The organism is Flavobacterium sp. 9 (genome assembly GCF_002754195.1).
Lineage (GTDB): Bacteria > Bacteroidota > Bacteroidia > Flavobacteriales > Flavobacteriaceae > Flavobacterium.
This window is the reverse complement of sequence record NZ_PEEU01000001.1, coordinates 2,868,910-2,885,610: the sequence shown is the minus strand read 5'-3', so window position 1 is coordinate 2,885,610 and position 16,701 is coordinate 2,868,910. Positions and strand designations below refer to the sequence as shown.

Here is a 16,701-nt window from a genome sequence, read left to right as displayed (position 1 = left end):
TAAATTTTTCCCAAACAAACAATTAATTGTAAGAAATAGCGTTCTTAATAAGTCATAAAAACAACAGAATAAGGTAATGGGTATTCCGTTTTTTACCCATTCATTAATTCTTGAAGTGTATCAACAAATTGACCTAAATGTAGTCCATCCATCAAACCATGATGTACATGAGCCGACATGGCAATAGTTCTTTTTCCAGTTTCTGAAGTAATCATTTTACCAAAAGAAACTTTAGGGCAACTATCCGGAAAAGTGTAACTTCTGGCATGAGAAAGCGAAGTAAAATTCAACCACGGAATCGCCGAGAAATGTATGACATTATCGTCATCAAACGATCTTGTAAAAAGCCCGGTTGTGTTTTGAATTCGTTCAATTTCTGCCAAAGCATTTTGCTCGAAGATTCTAAAATCAGGATTATATTCGATTAACGAAAATCCGAAAGTACCATCTTCACGACCAATAGTTGCCGAAACATCGATACGATCATTTATATAGATTTTGTCTTCGGCAATTCGGTATTTGAAATTCTCGATTGAGTTTACAGCCACCAAAGTTTTATGTAAATAATAAATAAAGAAAGAAGCTTTGAATTCTTTTGCTGTTTGATAAGCTTTGGTGCAATCAATCTCGACAGTTGCGCCAAAAAAAGGTTCTTCCATTTTACTGAAATGTGTAAAATGCTCTTTTCTATTCCAGTTTTCTAAATCTAAAAGTGTTTTCATTATAGTAAATTATGAACTATTTCGGTAATTTTTTCGAACGAACTAAAATGTTCATGTTCTACCTTATGACTTATTTTTTCGTGTTCCCAAGTAGTATGAAACGGAATATGAACGGCGTAACCTCCAATTTCCAGAACAGGCAAAACATCTGATTTTAACGAATTTCCAATCATTAAAAATTCATGCGGCTGAATGTCCAGACGACCTAATAGTTTTTGATAATCAATTTCTTGTTTGTCAGACATCACTTCGATATGATGAAAATAATGTCCCAAACCAGAACGGTGCAATTTGCTGTGTTGGTCTTTTAGATCGCCTTTTGTGGCAACGACCAATTTGTATTTTCCATGCAAAGACTGCAAAGTTTCTTCGATTCCGTCCAGAAGTTCGATTGGTTTTTCTAGTAATTCTTTTCCGTATTGAATGATTTTCTCAATAACTTCAATCGGAATTGTATTGTTTGAAATATTCATCGCAGCTTCAATCATCGAAAGAATATATCCTTTGATTCCGTAACCGTACAAAGGTAAATTCTCGATTTCGATCTTGAATAATTCTTGTGAAATTCCCTGATGCGAAAGATAATCTTCCATCAAAGCACAAAATTTATGTTCAGTTTCCTGAAAGTAAGGTTCGTTTACAAACAAAGTATCATCGGCATCAAATGCGATTACTTTTAAATTAGGTATTTTGCTTTTATGTAACATGATGTTTTTTGTTTCAAGTTTGTTTTGTTTCAGGTTTTTTTGCCACAGATTAAATGATTACAAAGATTTAAAAAGAATCTGCTCAATCTGCCAAATCTGCGAGAAAAATATCGCCACGAATTCACGAATCATTTTAAAAATAATCTGCGTAAACCCGTTCAATCAGTAAAAATCCGTGCGCCAATTCTCAATCCTAATTCTTAGAAAACAATCCCTTTAAAGATATAGCTTTATCGTAAAATGTAATTCTAATTCCGAATAGCAAAATGATTCCGCCAAAAACCATTTGTAAAGTTATTTGTTCTTCCAAAAACAACCAAGCTAATACAGAAGTAATTACAGCCTGACTCAATAAACTTAGCGAAACCCTAGTTGCACGCATATGTTGTGTTGCATAACTAATAGAAAGCCACGCGCACAATTGACAAATAACGGCTTGAAGTATCAGCACAAACCAACCAGTATCTGAAAATCCTGTAAAAGGCTGATTTAAACAATAACAAAGTATTCCTAAGTAAATGCTCGAAGCGAGTAAACTAATGGTCATAAACGAAAGAACATCAACATCTGAAAGTACTTTTTTGCTGACCAAAAGATAAATCGAATATAAGATTCCGGATAAAACCGCGAATAGAAAAGCCTGATCAAAATTCAAATCCATAAAAAAGCCAAAACCAACCAAAGTGATCATTCCAAATAACGAAACTATGGTTCCAATCCAGAAATTTGTAGCGGGTTTTATTTTCAAAAAGAAGAAAGAACCAATTCCAACCCAAAGCGGCGATAAATTTGTCAACAACGAAGCCTGAGTCGCGCTTGAATCCTGAATGGCGATATTCCAAACGGCAACATCTGATGAGAATAAAATACCACAAAGTACTGCAAGAAGCAAGAATTTTGTCTTTGGCATTTTGAAGCTTTTTGTAATAAGCACATAAGGCAAAAGTAAAATCACCGCAAAAGTCATTCGATAAAAAGCCGAAATTAATCCAGGTGCTAATTTCAGTTTTATCAATATCGGGAAGATCGAAATACAAAGTATTCCGCAGATTAGGGCTAGTCTTGGTTTGGTGATTTTCATATTATAGCAAATATCTTGTTTTTTCTTTTATTTGAAAAGAAATATAGGTCAACAATAGATAAAATGTGCCGTTAGGCACAAATGATCGGTAGAAAAAAAAGGAAATTGCAATAGATTTAGCGTGCCGTAGGTACGCATGGCAATCGTTTTGATGCGTACCTACGGCACGCCAACGAATTTTGAACCTAATTTTTTTACCGATCATTTGTGCCTAACGGCACATTTTAAATTATTCTTGAATAATAAAATTTAGGATTAAACTTGTTTTTGTGTGGTATTAGGCATTCATGATTTTTTTGCAGGCGTTGTTGATTTCTTTGTCTGTAAAAGAACCAAGGGCATTTGCCAACAATTTGCTTGTTCTAATCGAACTTACCATTCTGATCCGAAGATCTAGATCATCGCCCATTTCGGTTAAGAGAATTGTCTCGAAAATTTCGGACAAATACTCTGGTTGATCCCTAAAATCATCTTCAAACCAAAGGCCTGAAAGGAATTCTGCCATTGCACGCATTACATCTGGCTCTAATGTTTTTTCATTTTCTTTTTGCATATTCGAAAATATTAAACGCACGAAACCCTCGCTTTAGATGTGCAAAAATACCCGTAAGGATAGAATTTCCGTTGTTTCCGCAGGAACATCGTGGCGAGGGAATCGCTTATGTTAACTTTAAAGTTTCAAGGATTGCTCCTTACTGTATTTTTGCAAGACAAACTTACAATTATAAACTCATCTAAAAAGAAAAAACATGAGAAATTTCCCATGTTTTAACATATCGCATTTAACCTTTCACAAAAAAAGTTAGTTTATCGTTTCACCATTTGGAGCGTCAGTATCAGGATTTACGAATACTAATTTTCCTTCGGCGTTTGTTGTCATTAAGATCATACCTTGACTTTCAACTCCGCGTAAAGCTCTTGGTGCTAAATTTGCCAAAACTGTAACACGTTTTCCAATGATTTCTTCTGGCGAAAAGCTTTCGGCAATTCCAGAAACAATTGTGCGAACGTCAATTCCAGTATCGATTTTAAGAACTAGAAGTTTGTTTGCTTTCGGCATTTTTTCAGCTTCAATAATAGTTCCTACACGTAAATCCATTTTAGCGAAATCCTCATATTGAATCAATTCTTTCTGAGGTTCCGGTTGTTTGCTTTCGGCAAGATTAGCAGTTTTTGTAGCTTCCAATTTATCTATTTGTTTTTGTATTTCTTCGTCTTCGATTTTTGCGAATAATAATTCCGCTTCACCAATTTGGTGACCTTCCGGAATCAATTCTGAATTTTCGGCAACGTCATTCCAATTCAATTTACCTTCATTTTTCAGAATTCTTGACAATTTAGCAGCAGTAAAAGGCAAGAAAGGTTCTGCCAAAATGCTCAACGCAGCAGCAATTTGCAACGCTACATACATTTGAGTTTTTACACGCTCCGGATTGTCTTTCATAACTTTCCAAGGCTCTTCATCGGCAAGATATTTATTTCCTAAACGCGCAACATTCATCAATTCGCCAAGAGCTTCACGGAATCTGTAACGCTCAACCGAACTTGAAATCACGGCTGGATACGCTTTTAATTCTGCCAAAGTATTCTCGTCAACCTCAGATAATTCGTTAGGAGTTGGGATAAATCCGTCGTAATATTTATTGGTTAAAACCACAACACGATTAATAAAATTCCCAAAAATGGCAACCAATTCGTTGTTATTTCTCGCCTGGAAATCTTTCCATGTAAAATCATTATCCTTAGTTTCTGGAGCGTTAGAAGTTAATGCATAACGCAAAACATCTTGTTTCTCCGGAAATTCTTCTAAATATTCGTGCAACCAAACTGCCCAGTTTTTAGAAGTCGAAAGTTTATTTCCTTCCAAATTCAAAAACTCATTTGCAGGAACATTATCCGGCAAAATATAACTTCCTTCGGCTTTAAGCATCGCTGGGAAAATAATACAGTGAAAAACAATATTGTCTTTCCCAATAAAGTGAACCAACTTCGTGTCTTCATCTTTCCAATATGGTTCCCAATCTTTTCCTTCGCGCAAAGCCCATTCTTTCGTTGATGAAATGTATCCAATTGGAGCATCAAACCAAACATATAATTTTTTCCCTTCAGCACCTTCAACCGGAACATCAATTCCCCAATCAAGGTCACGCGTTACCGCACGAGGCTCAAGTCCGCCATCAACCCAAGATTTAACTTGTCCGTAAACGTTAGGTTTCCAGTCGTTTTTATGTCCAACAAGAATCCATTCCGTCAAGAATTCAGTATAACGGTCAAGAGGTAAAAACCAGTGTTTTGTAGATTTCAAAACAGGAGTTTCTCCCGTAATTGTAGATTTCGGGTTAATCAAATCCGTAGCATTTAAAGTCGATCCGCAATTTTCGCATTGATCGCCATAAGCTCCGTCATTACCACATTTTGGGCAAGTTCCAACCACAAAACGATCTGCAAGAAACTGATTCGCTTTTGCATCGTAGAGTTGCTCGGTAATTTCTTCAATAAAATCACCTTTATCATACAACGTTCTAAAGAATTCCGAAGCCGTATCATGATGAATTTTAGCCGAAGTTCTAGAATAATTATCAAACGAAATTCCAAAATCAGCGAATGATTTTCTAATAATTCCGTCATATTTATCAATAACTTCTTGTGGTGTAATTCCTTCTTTTTTGGCTTTCATCGAAATTGCAACGCCATGTTCATCACTTCCGCAAATAAACGCAACGTCTTTTCCTTGCAAACGTAAATATCTCGAATAAATATCTGCAGGCACGTAAACCCCCGCCAAATGCCCAATATGTATAGGTCCGTTGGTGTAAGGCAATGCTGCCGTAATAGTATATCTCTTTGGATTTTGTATCATAACTCAATTTTATTGAGTGCAAAAATAAGCAATAGAATTGAGATTTTGTTATTTCACGGAGTTTCACAAAGAAAAAGCGCCGAGTTTTTGTTTTAAAGAATGTCAATTAGTCTCGCAAAGTCGCAGAGTCGCAAAGTTTTTTCTCATTGTTTGTCATTGCGAGGAACGAAGCAACCACACTAGAAACTCGACAAAGATTTGATTTTTCTTAATAGTTTTTTCAGGAGCTAATCCCGCTATCCGTTACAATCTTTTACTTTTTAAAGAAAAAAGTAAAAGGATTTTCACTTCTATCGGGGCTAAAAAACACCCAGTTTGTCAGGCTGAGCGAAGTCGAAGCCACATATGCTAAATCACTTTGCGGGACTTCGACTTCGCTCAGTCTGACAAGTTTGTGTATAATAATCAAAGTACAAAAATTTTGCGTCTCTGCGACTTTGCGAGATTATTTCAATCCTAAAATAGAACCAGTTTAAACTAGCATCTCAATTAAAATCTTCAAAATTTATTTCGCAATCTTTGCCCTGAAAAAAAACAAAAACAAGTTATGAGCAAGACAAAATTAATCATCAATAAAAACGGATCTATCAAAATCGAAGGTGATTTTGAAATCATGGATTCAGAAGGAGCAGTTTATGGATTACAAGGAAGATCTGCATTAGGACTTTGCCGTTGTGGATTATCTGCAAACAAACCATTTTGCGATGGCGGACACCGTAACAACTTCGAACATGAATCAATCGCATTTGATTTACCACCGATGAAAACGAATTAAGAAATTTCGATTTCTTATTTGAATATAAAAAAGCTGTATCAAACGATGCAGCTTTTTTTGTGTTTGAGATTTTTTTTGAAAGAATTTTCGAATAATAATTGATTGAAATATTAGATAAACAATAAATATTTTAATTAATTTGTAAGAAAATAGAAAATGAAAAAAATACCACTTCTAGTACTGTTTTTGAGTTTTGTTTTGGGACAAGCTCAAACACAAAAAGTTGTTTCGAGTGATTGGACTTCTTTCAATCAGACGATTGCCGTTCAAACTTCTGTAAAGAAAAAATTTAGAGTAATTGCTTCCGTTAAAGTAGAAACTACAGAGCCAAAATCGTGGGCTGGAGTTTGGGCACGCGTGGATACCAAAAATGACGAAGACGGTTTTTTTGACAATATGAGTGACAGACCGGTAAAATCGAATGAATGGAAATCATATACGGTTGAAGGAACGATTGATGCAAATAGCAAATCACTAAGTTTTGGAGGTTTATGCTTGTATAACGGAAAATTCTATTTTGATAAATTCGAATTACTTATCGAAAATGATAAAGGTGTTTTTGAACCTTTGGCGGTTTTAAATTCAAGTTTTGAAACTCCAATAAAAGACGGAGATATTCCAAAATGGAGCTTCGGAATATCTAAAGATGCCGTGGTTAAAGTTAAAGAATATAAAATCACTTCGGATAAATCAAGCGTAGACGGAAAAGCCAGTTTGTTGTTGGAAGGAACAGGTATAAAACCAAGGCAAGAAGCTAGAATTGGAAATGTTGAAGGAGCTTCGCCAAAAATTGGTGATATGATCTCGATGCTCGAAGATCTTAAAGCTCGTGTGGAGCGAGCGGTTAAAAATATGAGTCAATATGAAATTGATTATCTTCATGATGATGAAGCCAACCGCATTGGAGCACTTGTAATGCATTTGGCTGCAGCCGAAAAATACTATCAGGTTTTTACTTTCGAAAACAGAGGTTTTAATGAAGAAGAAAAGAAAATATGGCAAAAAGCTTTAGACCTGGATCAAGGCGGTCGTGACGAGTTTAAAGGCCATGATATTCAATATTACTTAGATATCTATAATGAAGTAAGAGCAAAAACCATTTCAGAATTAAAGAAAAGAGACGATGCATGGTTTGTAGAAGTTCAAACAAGATACGACTGGACAAATCAATATTGCTGGTTTCACGTTATGGAACATCAATCAAGTCATTTAGGACAAATTTTGTTTTTGAAAAAGCGAATTCCACCACAACAAAAACAAACATTGCCAAAAGAAATCAAGAAGTAAAGGATATAAAAAAAGCTGCATCATTTGATGCAGCTTTTTTTATATTCTCTTTAATTGTGGCTTTACCTTATCGAAAAACGACTTATAATCATTGTTGTATTTTGGATCTGTAATTTTTGAAAAACCGCAATTATCAAAACAAATTCTCAAATAATTAATAAAAGAAGTGTTGTGTTCTTCATTTAAAAATGGGGCATCAATACTTGGTTTATTGGTGATTTGTAATGAATATGGGGCACCGCCACTGATATTGTCTTTATGCAAATAATCAGCCGAAAGTTCTAATGAAATAAAACCATCATCTTCATAATATTCCTGAAAACTTTCCAGAGTATCATCATTTATTACCATTGAAACAAGATCGTCTAGACTTGTAATTTGAATTGGGTCAGCACATTCCCAAATAAAATCTTCATTTGTGTCATAATCCCAACCAAAATTACAAGCGCCAACAATTTTATAAAACATTTTTAAAGATGTTGGTACGAATCCGAATGGTTTTACTGCTTTATCCAGTTTAAGTAACAGCTGATTTGTATCTGGAAGTGGTTCGATTAATGGGCGTTCAAAATTATATTGAAAATCAGTTTTAAACAGGTAATTGATTTCTACTAATTCATTGTAAATAATGTCCAAATTATAAGCTACTCTTTCGAAAGTCTCAGTTAATACTTTTTCGATGTCCGTAATATTATTTGGTAGAAATGCATTTTCTCCCAGTTTATAAATGTCTTCGTAAACCTTTTCGGTTTCACCGTTTAAATATCTTTCGTAAAATGTCATGTGGGTTTGTAAAATTGGGAATCTTAAAAGGAAAACCTCATTGCTTATATATAAAGTTCTCCACGCATTGTAATAATCGAAGAACCTCCAACCAAAATATCATTTTCTCTACACATTACTTCAATCAAAGAAGGTTGGTTGAGTTTAACGCCTTGTAGGATTTTATATTCTTTATTTAGTTTTGCCTGTTTTTTTTGGGTCAAAAAACCAATTAGCGGACCAGCGGCTGTTCCCGTTGCAGGATCTTCATTTATTCCGATTATTGGATTAAAGAATCTCGTTTCGACTAAATGATCTTCATTTTGATTAATCGCAAAACAGTAAAAACCTTCTGATTGATATTCTTTCGAAATTTCGATCAAAAGTTTATTATCCGGAATACAATCATTAAGCAATTGACTGTTTTTTATAGGAACCATTGTATGTGTAACTTCCGTTTGAACAACTGAAGGAACAAAATCATTACTGTCCAAATCCTCAATTTTTAAACCAAGTGCAATTGCTATTTTATAGGTATTTCTTGTTTGATAACAGCCGGTTTTTGATGCATTTGTACAACCGGATATTGAGTCACGGGATCAAAACTTACCGTTAATGGTATTGGCGCATTTTTCATCATTACAAAACGATTCGTTTCGTCTTGTTCATCAAATATGGGAAGTTTTTTAAGTAATGCTCCACAAACTGCTCCTAATAAATTGTGTCCTGCGCCGTCTATTTCAAAACCTATTGGCGTAAACGAACGAACATTTAGCGCTTTTTGTGCCGGAGAATAATAAACAAATGAAGTTTCAGAGTAACCAAATTCTTTTGCAATGTTTTGATAAACTTCAAGATCTAAATCACCATCTGTAAAAACAACCGATAACGGATTTCCTTTATAACTTTTATTAGAGAAAACATCTAAAACATAGTATTGTAAGGTTGTTCTTTTTTCCATTGTTTATCTTTTTAGAGGAGAAAGTGTTTTGCAAATAAGTAGTATTGCTCTTAAATATTTTATAAAAGTACTACAAAGACAGAAAGAAAAAGTGTACTTTATTTACTTTTTTGTTTTATTTTTTTGTAAAAATAAGTGACTAAGTATATTACCAAAAAGTAAAATTAAATAGGACAGGCAAGAAGTTGTTTTTCTAAATTTTTATAGCATTCGTTTTCCTTCAGCGCTAAATTTTATTGCTTTTTCTAATCTAGCAATTCTGGTTTTTTCTTGTTTGGCACTCATAATTACATGAATTATTACTTTTTTGTACGATGGTGCCTGCTTGTTGAAATATTCCCAAGCCGTTTCATTAGCTTTAAATTGCTTTTCGAGTTCGGGATCTAGAACATATGCTTCATTTTCATGCGAATAAATTTTAGATCTTTCTTCAGATTTTAGTTCAAAAGCTTTTATTCCGGCTTCTTTCATCAATCCGGCTTTTGTAAGTACTTCGACTTTTTTGATATTTATGACACTCCAAATACTGGATTTCTTTCTTGGCGTAAACCTAATCGTATAACTTTCTTCGTCAATAGATTTCCGAACGCCATCAATCCAGCCAAAACAAAGTGCTTGATCCACAGATTCTGACCATGACATAGTTGGTTTTTTGGTACTCACTTTATAAAAACCAACCAATAATTCGGTTTCTTTTTGGTGATGCTTTTCTAACCATTCTCTGAATTTTTCTTGGGTTGGGAAGAAGGTTGGGTTCATTTTTTATTATTTTAATTTTCTAATAATAAACTCTAACGAAAGAAATATTACAGCAAAACAAAGAGTAATTTTGAAATAAAGTTTTAAATCATAAGTTGAGATTCCTTTAATATCTGGATTTGCAAATCGTCGTATTAGAAAGAAAATCACAATAAGTGTCAAAAATAGCCAAATGAAGCTAATTAGTTTTTTGGAAAGATTCAAAAAAGTTTTCATTTGGAATTGTTCGTTTAAAATAATTACAGATTCGCAATCGCTCTAATAATCCATAAAAGTATAATAAATCCTAGAAAAGAGAATTGAACTTTGTTTACTTTCTGATTGCCAAACTTGCGAACCAAAAAGCGATCAATAAGTAGTATTGCAAAAACAGGAAGTATCCAAAACAAAATATAAATTCCCATTAATCCGTCTTCTGCCGAATTTCCGTTGAGTAGGATTATAGCATAAATAATTCCGGCGATAATGGATAAGATTCCAGAAACAAAGAATAATGTCCAGTTTTTAGAGAGGTTATTCATTTGGTTGGTTATTGAATTGTTTTGAAATTTTTCTGATTAACAACAAAGAAATTATCGAAATGACGATCGATAAACTCATTTCAAAAAAAGCTTCTGATCGTATAATTTCTAATGCCATTGTTATAAAAAGCAGGGCAAAGAAAAAGAAATTCATCCACGCAACCAATGTAAGCGAAAAGATTCTAAATTTAATTTTTATCCTTTTTATAAACGAAAGTAATATTACTAGTATTCCTAAACCTGCCGAAAACCAACAACTATATACAAAAAACATGAGAGTTGTTAAACCGTGAAACAATCCCGATTCATAGAAATAAATAAAGAATGTAATAACGCTCCAAATATTGGTTATAAGTAAAGAAAGTATTAAACTCTTGCGTATTGTTTCTTTCATGTTTTGATGGATTATTGATTGAGAATTAGTAATTATTTTGAAGCTTTAATTACTTCTTATTTACTCATTATCAATCATTATTCCATTTTTGTAAACCGTTAGCTTTCTGTTCGGAATTATCAATTTGGGATCTATGTCCAAAAGGTCTCTGAAAAAACCATCAGTTAGAGAGAAACACCAATTTTTTCCATTGTCAGTTGAAGCCAATAATAGATAATACTCGGATACTGCTTTAAAAGTATCTTTTTTTAATATTGTTGTCATTTGCACACTACACTGAAGTTCATCCTTGGTTTTAAATACAGTAGAATGGATTCCGATTGAGGTGTCGTGATTCGTAACTTGATTTTGTTTCAGTTCATCATAACAAATCCTTAGTGCTTTACTAACACTGTCTTTGCTATTGTAAACGTATTTTATAATTTTTGGTGAAATATTGTTTGTCAGTCCGGTATAATCTCTAGTCGCAAATAGATTCTTAATATTTTGAATCTGAAGATTAAGTGCTTTTTCCTGATTCTCATTAAGTTTAACCTGAGCGTTTATTGAGGTAAAGAACAATAAGATTATAAAGAGATAAAAGTTCTTCATTTGTTTTGGTTATGAAAAAAATCTTAGATTCGGTTTGTCGCCGTAGCATAAGAAGGACCAAATTTACTAACCGATAATGATTTTGGTTTTCAATTGTGATTCTTCTTTTTTTGAAAATGGCTGTTTTATGGAATTTTCACGTGTTTTATTTCTTCTTTCTGTTTGTGGTGACAATCAAAACGCCGTTTTCGGCAGAATTCCCGTAAATGCTAATTCCTTTTTGTCTGTCAAGCGGCATTATTTCCTGAATTTCCTTTTTGTACAAAGGAAGTTTCTGTTTTTCAAGATCCTGAAAACGAAACGGAGTTCCGTCAATCACAATTATAGGTTCACTGTTGATTATCTTTCTTTCGGACATTTTTGTGATATAATCAGAAAGATATAGTTTTTCTTTTCCCTGATCTTGCAATTCGTAACGATTTTGAGATTGCATTGAAAAAGATAAAAGTGAAATAATTGCAATTAAAACGGTTTTCATAGTTGTTGTCTTTAAACCGTAAAGTTATGTCATAATTGTTTTAGACACGGATTAAAAAGCAAGACTTTTCTTGGTTTTATTTGAAAACTATCTTTTTATTAGTCTTTGGTATTTTAACGATATGGTACGGTTGGGTAATTACAGCGTTAATTCCTCCAGGTTTTAAGTATTCAACTTTAACGAAAATGCTACTATTGGTTTCTATGATTTTGGTTATATCTATAGAATATCCACCATAATTATAGACATCGTCAATAACTGCGATAACTTGATATTTGGTAAAATCAACAGTAAGATCAGGAGAAATTACATTTGCATTCGTAATAAGATTGAATTTTAAAAGTAAATTGTTCCATTCTGTTTGATCTTTTATAACCAGATTGGCTTTTGGATTATTGTAATCTCCGTTAAAATTATCTCCCTGAATGATTTCGGAATATTTTACTTCAGATGAATGTGAATCGTCGTTATCGCTACAGCCAGTTAACAAAAAAAAGACACAAAAAAGGATGAAAATCTGTTTCATGATTTTGGTTTTTTGGTTACGAGAATAGGTTTTAAAATTTAGACTATTCTCCTTGTTAACAGATGATTGATTTTGTAAAAGGTTGCGTTGAGGTTTTGGATTTTTTGTGATTACTGATTTGGAATTCCGGGTATTAATTTATCTATTAGAATAAACTAGTAAAAGCGAGATAATAGCTGAATTGTTTTTATGTGTAATAATTCACCGAGTTTATGAATTAGATATCTAAAATGAAGTTAATAAAACTCCAAATTGACCATTTGTTTTCTTTGCTTTTTTCCGGGTTTTTATTGTTTGGATCTTGTAACCAAAAATTGCAAACGTTGCAAATAATTTCATCTTTGTATGTAGCTTTTCCCATCATTGCATCACCAATAGCTATTTCGTCTTCATATCCGGCTTTACCATATGTTTCTGTCCATTCTACAGTGTTTACAAGTAATTTATTAGTTCCGCAACGCGGACAGCATTTTGCTTTTTTATAATATAGCTGTGTAGGTTTTGTAATAAGTTGATTTATTTTTTCGTGGTTTAAATCCCGTTCTATTACATAATCGTTTATATTTAATTGAGTATCGCGCATATAAGTATGCAACTTATATTTATAGAAAAAGGCTAGTTCATGATCTGAAAGTGTATCTAAGAATTGTCTTGTTTTGCCCATTTCTCTTTATTTTATTACTTCTCCTTGTTGTTGATTTTCTTTTGTTACTATGCTAAAATACTGTTTTTTCTTTCGAAATAATCCCTTCTTTTCAAAACGTGCGCGTTAGGGATAGCAGCGGATAGGCTGACCCGGAGGGAAACGCCCTGAAAATTACTATTATTAAGTTTCTATGATTTTGTAAAAGGTTGCATTGAGGTTTAATTTTATTTTCTAATCTGTATGTCGGTTATTGATTGGAAATCGGACAGATTGGTTTTGTAAAATCTATTTATCATTAATAGAGATACAATTGAAATAATTAAGTTTGAAATAAGATATAAACCAAGAATGGCTTCTGAATTGACTATTTCTAAAAGTGTTACGATTAAAAGTAATATTGTGAAAAACGAGTTAAGCCATGTGGATATTATTAGTAAAAAGATTTTCAATCTAGTTGAAATCCATTTTTTTAGCAAAGAAATTAATAGAACTAAAACATCTAAACCTGAAGTGATCCAGCAACTCATTAAATAAAAAGAAAGTGTTTCAAGACCGTAAAACGATTCTTGAGATTCAAAATAATAAATAAAGAATGTAACAATACTCCAAATATTAGTAATCAAAAGAGAAAATAGTAAGCTCTTATAGACGGTTTCTTTCATGGTTTTTGGTTTTAGTGGTTTTGTTTATTGGTTGAAATTTTAAATAACGAAACAAAATCTTTGCCAATTATTATTTCTTAAGAAAACGTTTGCGTTAGGGATAGCAGCGGATAGCCCACAGCCTGACGAAGGAAGTGCGAGGACTTGCAGCGAATAGCCCGGTCCGCCGCGGCGGAAAACGCCCAAAAAAATAATGTCATTTGTATTGTTATTTCTCCGAAATTTGCAAAACAATGTAAAGAAGCAGAAATCATGGCAAAAGGACCTGAAAAAAACACCAAAAACAAGGCTTTGCATACCAAATTGCTCAATAAGAAAAAGGCTAAAATTCAAGCCGAAAAAAAAGAACATGCATTGCGATTAAAAGCTTTGGTTGCAAAAATGAATGAGCAAAAGAAGAATGAAGGATCTGATAATATTTAAATCAGATTGTGTTTTTTTTCTGTTTTAATTTAGCTGAAATTTGCAAAACAATCTCAAAACAAAAAACAAGATGGAGGAATTTGGTAGAATAATAGTTTCTGAAACGGCAATGAATAGTGAAAATCTTCACGATGTGATTCATTCCAATATTTCGGTAATCAATTTAATGCGAGAAGAAGGTGTAGATGACGAATTTATTCATGAAGATGCTTTGATGAGTTACTATCTTGATTATTACTATTCGCAATACGCCGAAGGAAATTTTGCTCAGTTTGTTTATAAATCGGGTTGGAATAAAGAGCTAAACGAACTTATCGAAGAAGGTTTGGCATTAATTGGTGCCGAAAAACATTTGGAATTGTTTCAGCAACAAAGCAAAAAAGTCAAATTGATGAGCGGCGTAAAGCTGAATAAATTCGTAAGCGGAAAATTGGAAGGCGTAAACCCAACGCGCGATTTATTGCAAAATGATACTTTCTATGAACTGGAAGAAAATCTGGTTACACTAAATGCTAATTTCTTGAAAAATCACCCTGATTTCGAAGTGCTTTCTGTAGACGATATGTTTGCTGCTTTAGAGGAATTTGTTGGACACGAGATTAAGAGAGCTTAGTTTTATAGGTTCAAAGGTTCAGAGCGACATAGGTTCAAAGGTTTTTTTACCACAAAGTTCGCTAAGATTTTTCGCAAAGATTCGCAAAGTTTTTTTAGAAAGAGCCTTCGGCTCGATTTATATTGTAGGGATGGATTTTAATCCATTCTACGTTTTTTCGCAAAGATTTATAATGTCTATAAAATTGCTCGCAAAGTCGCCAAGAAAATAAAACTTTGCGGCTTTGCGACTTTGCGCGATTAATTAAAATTTCTTCAAAGAAAACTTAGGGAATCTTTGTGAAGTGTTCACATTAGTTTCTGAAATAACTTCATTAATTTAGCCTTGAGTGATTTAGCGATTTAAAAAGCCCAAAATGAGATGTAGATACTACCAGATATTCTTTCTTCTTTTTCTTCAGATAGGATTTTCTCAAAATAAAATAAGTCTGTTTTCAGAAATCAATTATAATTCTATTCCTTCGGTATCATTAAGCGATTACAAATCAGTTCAGGAACGTGATAAAAGGTTTCAAAATCCTAATATTGCTCTTGGAATTGGTATTTCGGGTGGAGGTTCGAGAGCGCAGTTTTTTAGTATGGGCGTTCTTTTAGGATTAGAAGAAATTAAGGAAAGTGATGGTCAGCGCAATTTTCTGAATGAGATCGATTATTATTCAACGGTTTCGGGAGGTTGTTTTTCGGCGGGATATTATTTGACTATTCTTAAAAATAAATTGTTCTATGACAATTGTACTTTCAACGAATTCTATTTTTCTAAAGCCGATGCTTATAAGGATTACGTCGATAAATCGGCCAATATATTATCACTTCTAAACAATAGCCGAAACGAAAAAGGTGATAAAATATCGATGACGCAACGCATAGATTCGGATATTTTGCAATATGACGGCACTAATCCCGATAATGTCAATAAGTTTGGAACTCAAATGTTATTGTCGGATTTCTTTGTTTCAAAAGATAGTAAACAAACGCCTTCTTTACCGATGTTTGTGGCAAATGGAACCGCTTTTAACAATGGCGAACGCATTCCGTTTATGCCGCATATTATTCGAGGCTTAAATCTCAATTCGTCTTTGGCGCCCAATAAAGCAGATATTGCATTGAATGAAAATAAGATAAACGACGGATATAATTTTCCGGTTACTTATGCCATTACAGCAAGTTCAGCTTTTCCGGGAGTTCTTCCAAAAGTGAAATTTGGAGTAAAAAACAGAGATAAAATATTATGTATTGTCGATGGCGGCGCTTCAGATAATATGGGATATAAAACTTTGGTAGAATTACTTCATAACGATACCAAAGTTGACGATAAAAATAAAAAAGCAGTTTTTATCGATTGTTTGGGACAAGGAAAAAAAGAACCTTATGTAAATGATGCCAAAATCAAGTTGATTTCGTTGTTTGAAACCGCATCTTTATACACGGTTCAAACTCGATATATGACTTTTGATAAAGATGTCGAAAATACTTTTGAACGCTATAAAATTCCGGTTACAAATTACCAAATCATTGGTTTTACTACGATTCGGGATCATTTATTAAAATTGGATAAAGATCAACCTTATGAAGATTTAGTAATTGAATTAAAAAACACAAATGACGATTCGAGCAGTTGGTCAAAATTATATGCTAATTTCAAGCAAGAACTGCTGAGTAAATTTGGCGAAGACGCCTTTAAAAAAGATAAAGACGGCGAAGTAATCGTTGCAACATTAGATAAAGGAAAATTTAGTGAATTGTCACCGCGACAAATTTTACTTCTATATGAATATGCGTCACATGTCGAAACCAAATTAAGAATTACGCCCGAAGAAAGAGAAATGTTATTGCTTTCCGGACGTTTTGCGACATATTTAAAAACCAATGAATTAAGAGAATTATTGGTTGAGCATAAATAATTATTTCATATAGATTTGCTAAGGCGTTTATTT

Annotated in this window: 20 protein-coding genes; 5 read left to right on the top strand and 15 right to left on the bottom strand. The window is 33.2% G+C overall.

From position 1 onward, the window contains the following. Positions 1-92: 92 nt before the first annotated feature. The 5 genes from CLU81_RS11815 to metG all read right to left on the bottom strand — a co-directional run bounded on the left by CLU81_RS11815 (position 93) and on the right by metG (position 5,370). Complete coding sequence (locus CLU81_RS11815; protein ID WP_099709994.1) at positions 93-722, bottom strand: chloramphenicol acetyltransferase; 630 nt, start codon at positions 720-722, stop codon at positions 93-95. Continuing rightward, complete coding sequence (locus tag CLU81_RS11810; protein WP_089353756.1) at positions 722-1,429, bottom strand: HAD family hydrolase; 708 nt, start codon at positions 1,427-1,429, stop codon at positions 722-724. Before CLU81_RS11810 ends, CLU81_RS11815 begins: the two co-directional genes overlap by 1 nt. Positions 1,430-1,622: 193 nt before the next feature. Next, positions 1,623-2,510, bottom strand: coding sequence for a DMT family transporter (locus tag CLU81_RS11805; protein ID WP_099709992.1), 888 nt, complete (start codon positions 2,508-2,510; stop codon positions 1,623-1,625). 277 nt (positions 2,511-2,787) lie between these two features. Continuing rightward, entirely contained in the window at positions 2,788-3,063 is a 276-nt protein-coding gene (locus CLU81_RS11800) for a hypothetical protein (RefSeq protein WP_099709990.1), read from the bottom strand. Positions 3,064-3,312: 249 nt separating this feature from the next. After that, positions 3,313-5,370 carry a methionine--tRNA ligase gene (gene metG / locus CLU81_RS11795; protein WP_099709988.1) on the bottom strand — a complete coding sequence of 686 codons (2,058 nt, stop codon included), beginning with the start codon at positions 5,368-5,370 and terminating at the stop codon, positions 3,313-3,315. A 547-nt stretch (positions 5,371-5,917) separates the two neighbouring features. Here metG and CLU81_RS11790 point away from each other — a divergent pair. Then, entirely contained in the window at positions 5,918-6,145 is a 228-nt protein-coding gene (locus CLU81_RS11790; protein ID WP_089353750.1) for a CDGSH iron-sulfur domain-containing protein, read from the top strand. Between the two features lie 156 nt (positions 6,146-6,301). After that, complete coding sequence (locus CLU81_RS11785; protein ID WP_099709987.1) at positions 6,302-7,432, top strand: DinB family protein; 1,131 nt, start codon at positions 6,302-6,304, stop codon at positions 7,430-7,432. A 39-nt stretch (positions 7,433-7,471) separates the two neighbouring features. Here the strand turns inward: CLU81_RS11785 and CLU81_RS11780 are convergent, their stop codons facing one another. The 10 genes from CLU81_RS11780 to CLU81_RS11740 all read right to left on the bottom strand — a co-directional run bounded on the left by CLU81_RS11780 (position 7,472) and on the right by CLU81_RS11740 (position 13,088). Then, the gene (locus tag CLU81_RS11780) at positions 7,472-8,215 is read right to left on the bottom strand and encodes a hypothetical protein (protein WP_099709985.1); all 744 of its coding nucleotides are present in this window, start codon (positions 8,213-8,215) and stop codon (positions 7,472-7,474) included. A 44-nt stretch (positions 8,216-8,259) separates the two neighbouring features. Continuing rightward, on the bottom strand, positions 8,260-8,688 hold the full coding sequence (locus CLU81_RS27230) for a PhzF family phenazine biosynthesis protein (RefSeq protein WP_255410514.1): 429 nt from the start codon (positions 8,686-8,688) through the stop codon (positions 8,260-8,262). A gap of 29 nt (positions 8,689-8,717) precedes the next feature. Continuing rightward, complete coding sequence (locus CLU81_RS27225) at positions 8,718-9,155, bottom strand: PhzF family phenazine biosynthesis protein (protein ID WP_255410513.1); 438 nt, start codon at positions 9,153-9,155, stop codon at positions 8,718-8,720. 201 nt (positions 9,156-9,356) lie between these two features. Continuing rightward, on the bottom strand, positions 9,357-9,914 hold the full coding sequence (locus CLU81_RS11770; RefSeq protein ID WP_099709983.1) for a YdeI family protein: 558 nt from the start codon (positions 9,912-9,914) through the stop codon (positions 9,357-9,359). A 239-nt stretch (positions 9,915-10,153) separates the two neighbouring features. Then, entirely contained in the window at positions 10,154-10,435 is a 282-nt protein-coding gene (locus CLU81_RS11765) for a hypothetical protein (protein WP_099709981.1), read from the bottom strand. After that, positions 10,428-10,829 carry a hypothetical protein gene (locus CLU81_RS26645; RefSeq protein WP_144444501.1) on the bottom strand — a complete coding sequence of 134 codons (402 nt, stop codon included), beginning with the start codon at positions 10,827-10,829 and terminating at the stop codon, positions 10,428-10,430. Before CLU81_RS26645 ends, CLU81_RS11765 begins: the two co-directional genes overlap by 8 nt. 60 nt (positions 10,830-10,889) lie before the next feature. Next, positions 10,890-11,420, bottom strand: coding sequence for a hypothetical protein (locus tag CLU81_RS11755; RefSeq protein ID WP_099709977.1), 531 nt, complete (start codon positions 11,418-11,420; stop codon positions 10,890-10,892). A 145-nt stretch (positions 11,421-11,565) separates the two neighbouring features. Then, on the bottom strand, positions 11,566-11,898 hold the full coding sequence (locus CLU81_RS11750) for a hypothetical protein (protein ID WP_099709975.1): 333 nt from the start codon (positions 11,896-11,898) through the stop codon (positions 11,566-11,568). A 76-nt stretch (positions 11,899-11,974) separates the two neighbouring features. Next, the gene (locus tag CLU81_RS11745; RefSeq protein WP_099709973.1) at positions 11,975-12,424 is read right to left on the bottom strand and encodes a protease complex subunit PrcB family protein; all 450 of its coding nucleotides are present in this window, start codon (positions 12,422-12,424) and stop codon (positions 11,975-11,977) included. A 217-nt stretch (positions 12,425-12,641) separates the two neighbouring features. Beyond that, entirely contained in the window at positions 12,642-13,088 is a 447-nt protein-coding gene (locus tag CLU81_RS11740; RefSeq protein ID WP_144444500.1) for a hypothetical protein, read from the bottom strand. An 896-nt stretch (positions 13,089-13,984) separates the two neighbouring features. Between CLU81_RS11740 and CLU81_RS26970 the strand changes: the two genes are divergently transcribed. From CLU81_RS26970 to CLU81_RS11725, 3 genes are all read left to right on the top strand, one after another. Beyond that, a complete protein-coding gene (locus CLU81_RS26970) occupies positions 13,985-14,155 on the top strand; it encodes a hypothetical protein (RefSeq protein ID WP_199174564.1) in 171 nt (56 codons plus the stop codon). Positions 14,156-14,225: 70 nt separating this feature from the next. Further along, the gene (locus tag CLU81_RS11730; protein WP_099709968.1) at positions 14,226-14,768 is read left to right on the top strand and encodes a DUF4375 domain-containing protein; all 543 of its coding nucleotides are present in this window, start codon (positions 14,226-14,228) and stop codon (positions 14,766-14,768) included. Between the two features lie 355 nt (positions 14,769-15,123). Further along, a complete protein-coding gene (locus tag CLU81_RS11725) occupies positions 15,124-16,668 on the top strand; it encodes a patatin-like phospholipase family protein (protein WP_099709967.1) in 1,545 nt (514 codons plus the stop codon). Positions 16,669-16,701 lie beyond the last annotated feature (33 nt).

Coding starts and splice junctions, on each gene's coding strand:
- CLU81_RS11790 (WP_089353750.1), top strand. CDS start 5,918: ATGAGCAAGACAAAATTAATCATCAATAAAAACGGATCTATCAAAATC.
- CLU81_RS11765 (WP_099709981.1), bottom strand. CDS start 10,435: ATGAATAACCTCTCTAAAAACTGGACATTATTCTTTGTTTCTGGAATC.
- CLU81_RS11740 (WP_144444500.1), bottom strand. CDS start 13,088: ATGGGCAAAACAAGACAATTCTTAGATACACTTTCAGATCATGAACTA.
- CLU81_RS27225 (WP_255410513.1), bottom strand. CDS start 9,155: ATGGAAAAAAGAACAACCTTACAATACTATGTTTTAGATGTTTTCTCT.
- CLU81_RS11755 (WP_099709977.1), bottom strand. CDS start 11,420: ATGAAGAACTTTTATCTCTTTATAATCTTATTGTTCTTTACCTCAATA.
- CLU81_RS11805 (WP_099709992.1), bottom strand. CDS start 2,510: ATGAAAATCACCAAACCAAGACTAGCCCTAATCTGCGGAATACTTTGT.
- CLU81_RS11745 (WP_099709973.1), bottom strand. CDS start 12,424: ATGAAACAGATTTTCATCCTTTTTTGTGTCTTTTTTTTGTTAACTGGC.
- CLU81_RS11810 (WP_089353756.1), bottom strand. CDS start 1,429: ATGTTACATAAAAGCAAAATACCTAATTTAAAAGTAATCGCATTTGAT.
- CLU81_RS11725 (WP_099709967.1), top strand. CDS start 15,124: ATGAGATGTAGATACTACCAGATATTCTTTCTTCTTTTTCTTCAGATA.
- CLU81_RS11780 (WP_099709985.1), bottom strand. CDS start 8,215: ATGACATTTTACGAAAGATATTTAAACGGTGAAACCGAAAAGGTTTAC.
- metG (WP_099709988.1), bottom strand. CDS start 5,370: ATGATACAAAATCCAAAGAGATATACTATTACGGCAGCATTGCCTTAC.
- CLU81_RS11785 (WP_099709987.1), top strand. CDS start 6,302: ATGAAAAAAATACCACTTCTAGTACTGTTTTTGAGTTTTGTTTTGGGA.
- CLU81_RS11750 (WP_099709975.1), bottom strand. CDS start 11,898: ATGAAAACCGTTTTAATTGCAATTATTTCACTTTTATCTTTTTCAATG.
- CLU81_RS11815 (WP_099709994.1), bottom strand. CDS start 722: ATGAAAACACTTTTAGATTTAGAAAACTGGAATAGAAAAGAGCATTTT.
- CLU81_RS11800 (WP_099709990.1), bottom strand. CDS start 3,063: ATGCAAAAAGAAAATGAAAAAACATTAGAGCCAGATGTAATGCGTGCA.
- CLU81_RS11730 (WP_099709968.1), top strand. CDS start 14,226: ATGGAGGAATTTGGTAGAATAATAGTTTCTGAAACGGCAATGAATAGT.
- CLU81_RS11770 (WP_099709983.1), bottom strand. CDS start 9,914: ATGAACCCAACCTTCTTCCCAACCCAAGAAAAATTCAGAGAATGGTTA.
- CLU81_RS26645 (WP_144444501.1), bottom strand. CDS start 10,829: ATGAAAGAAACAATACGCAAGAGTTTAATACTTTCTTTACTTATAACC.
- CLU81_RS26970 (WP_199174564.1), top strand. CDS start 13,985: ATGGCAAAAGGACCTGAAAAAAACACCAAAAACAAGGCTTTGCATACC.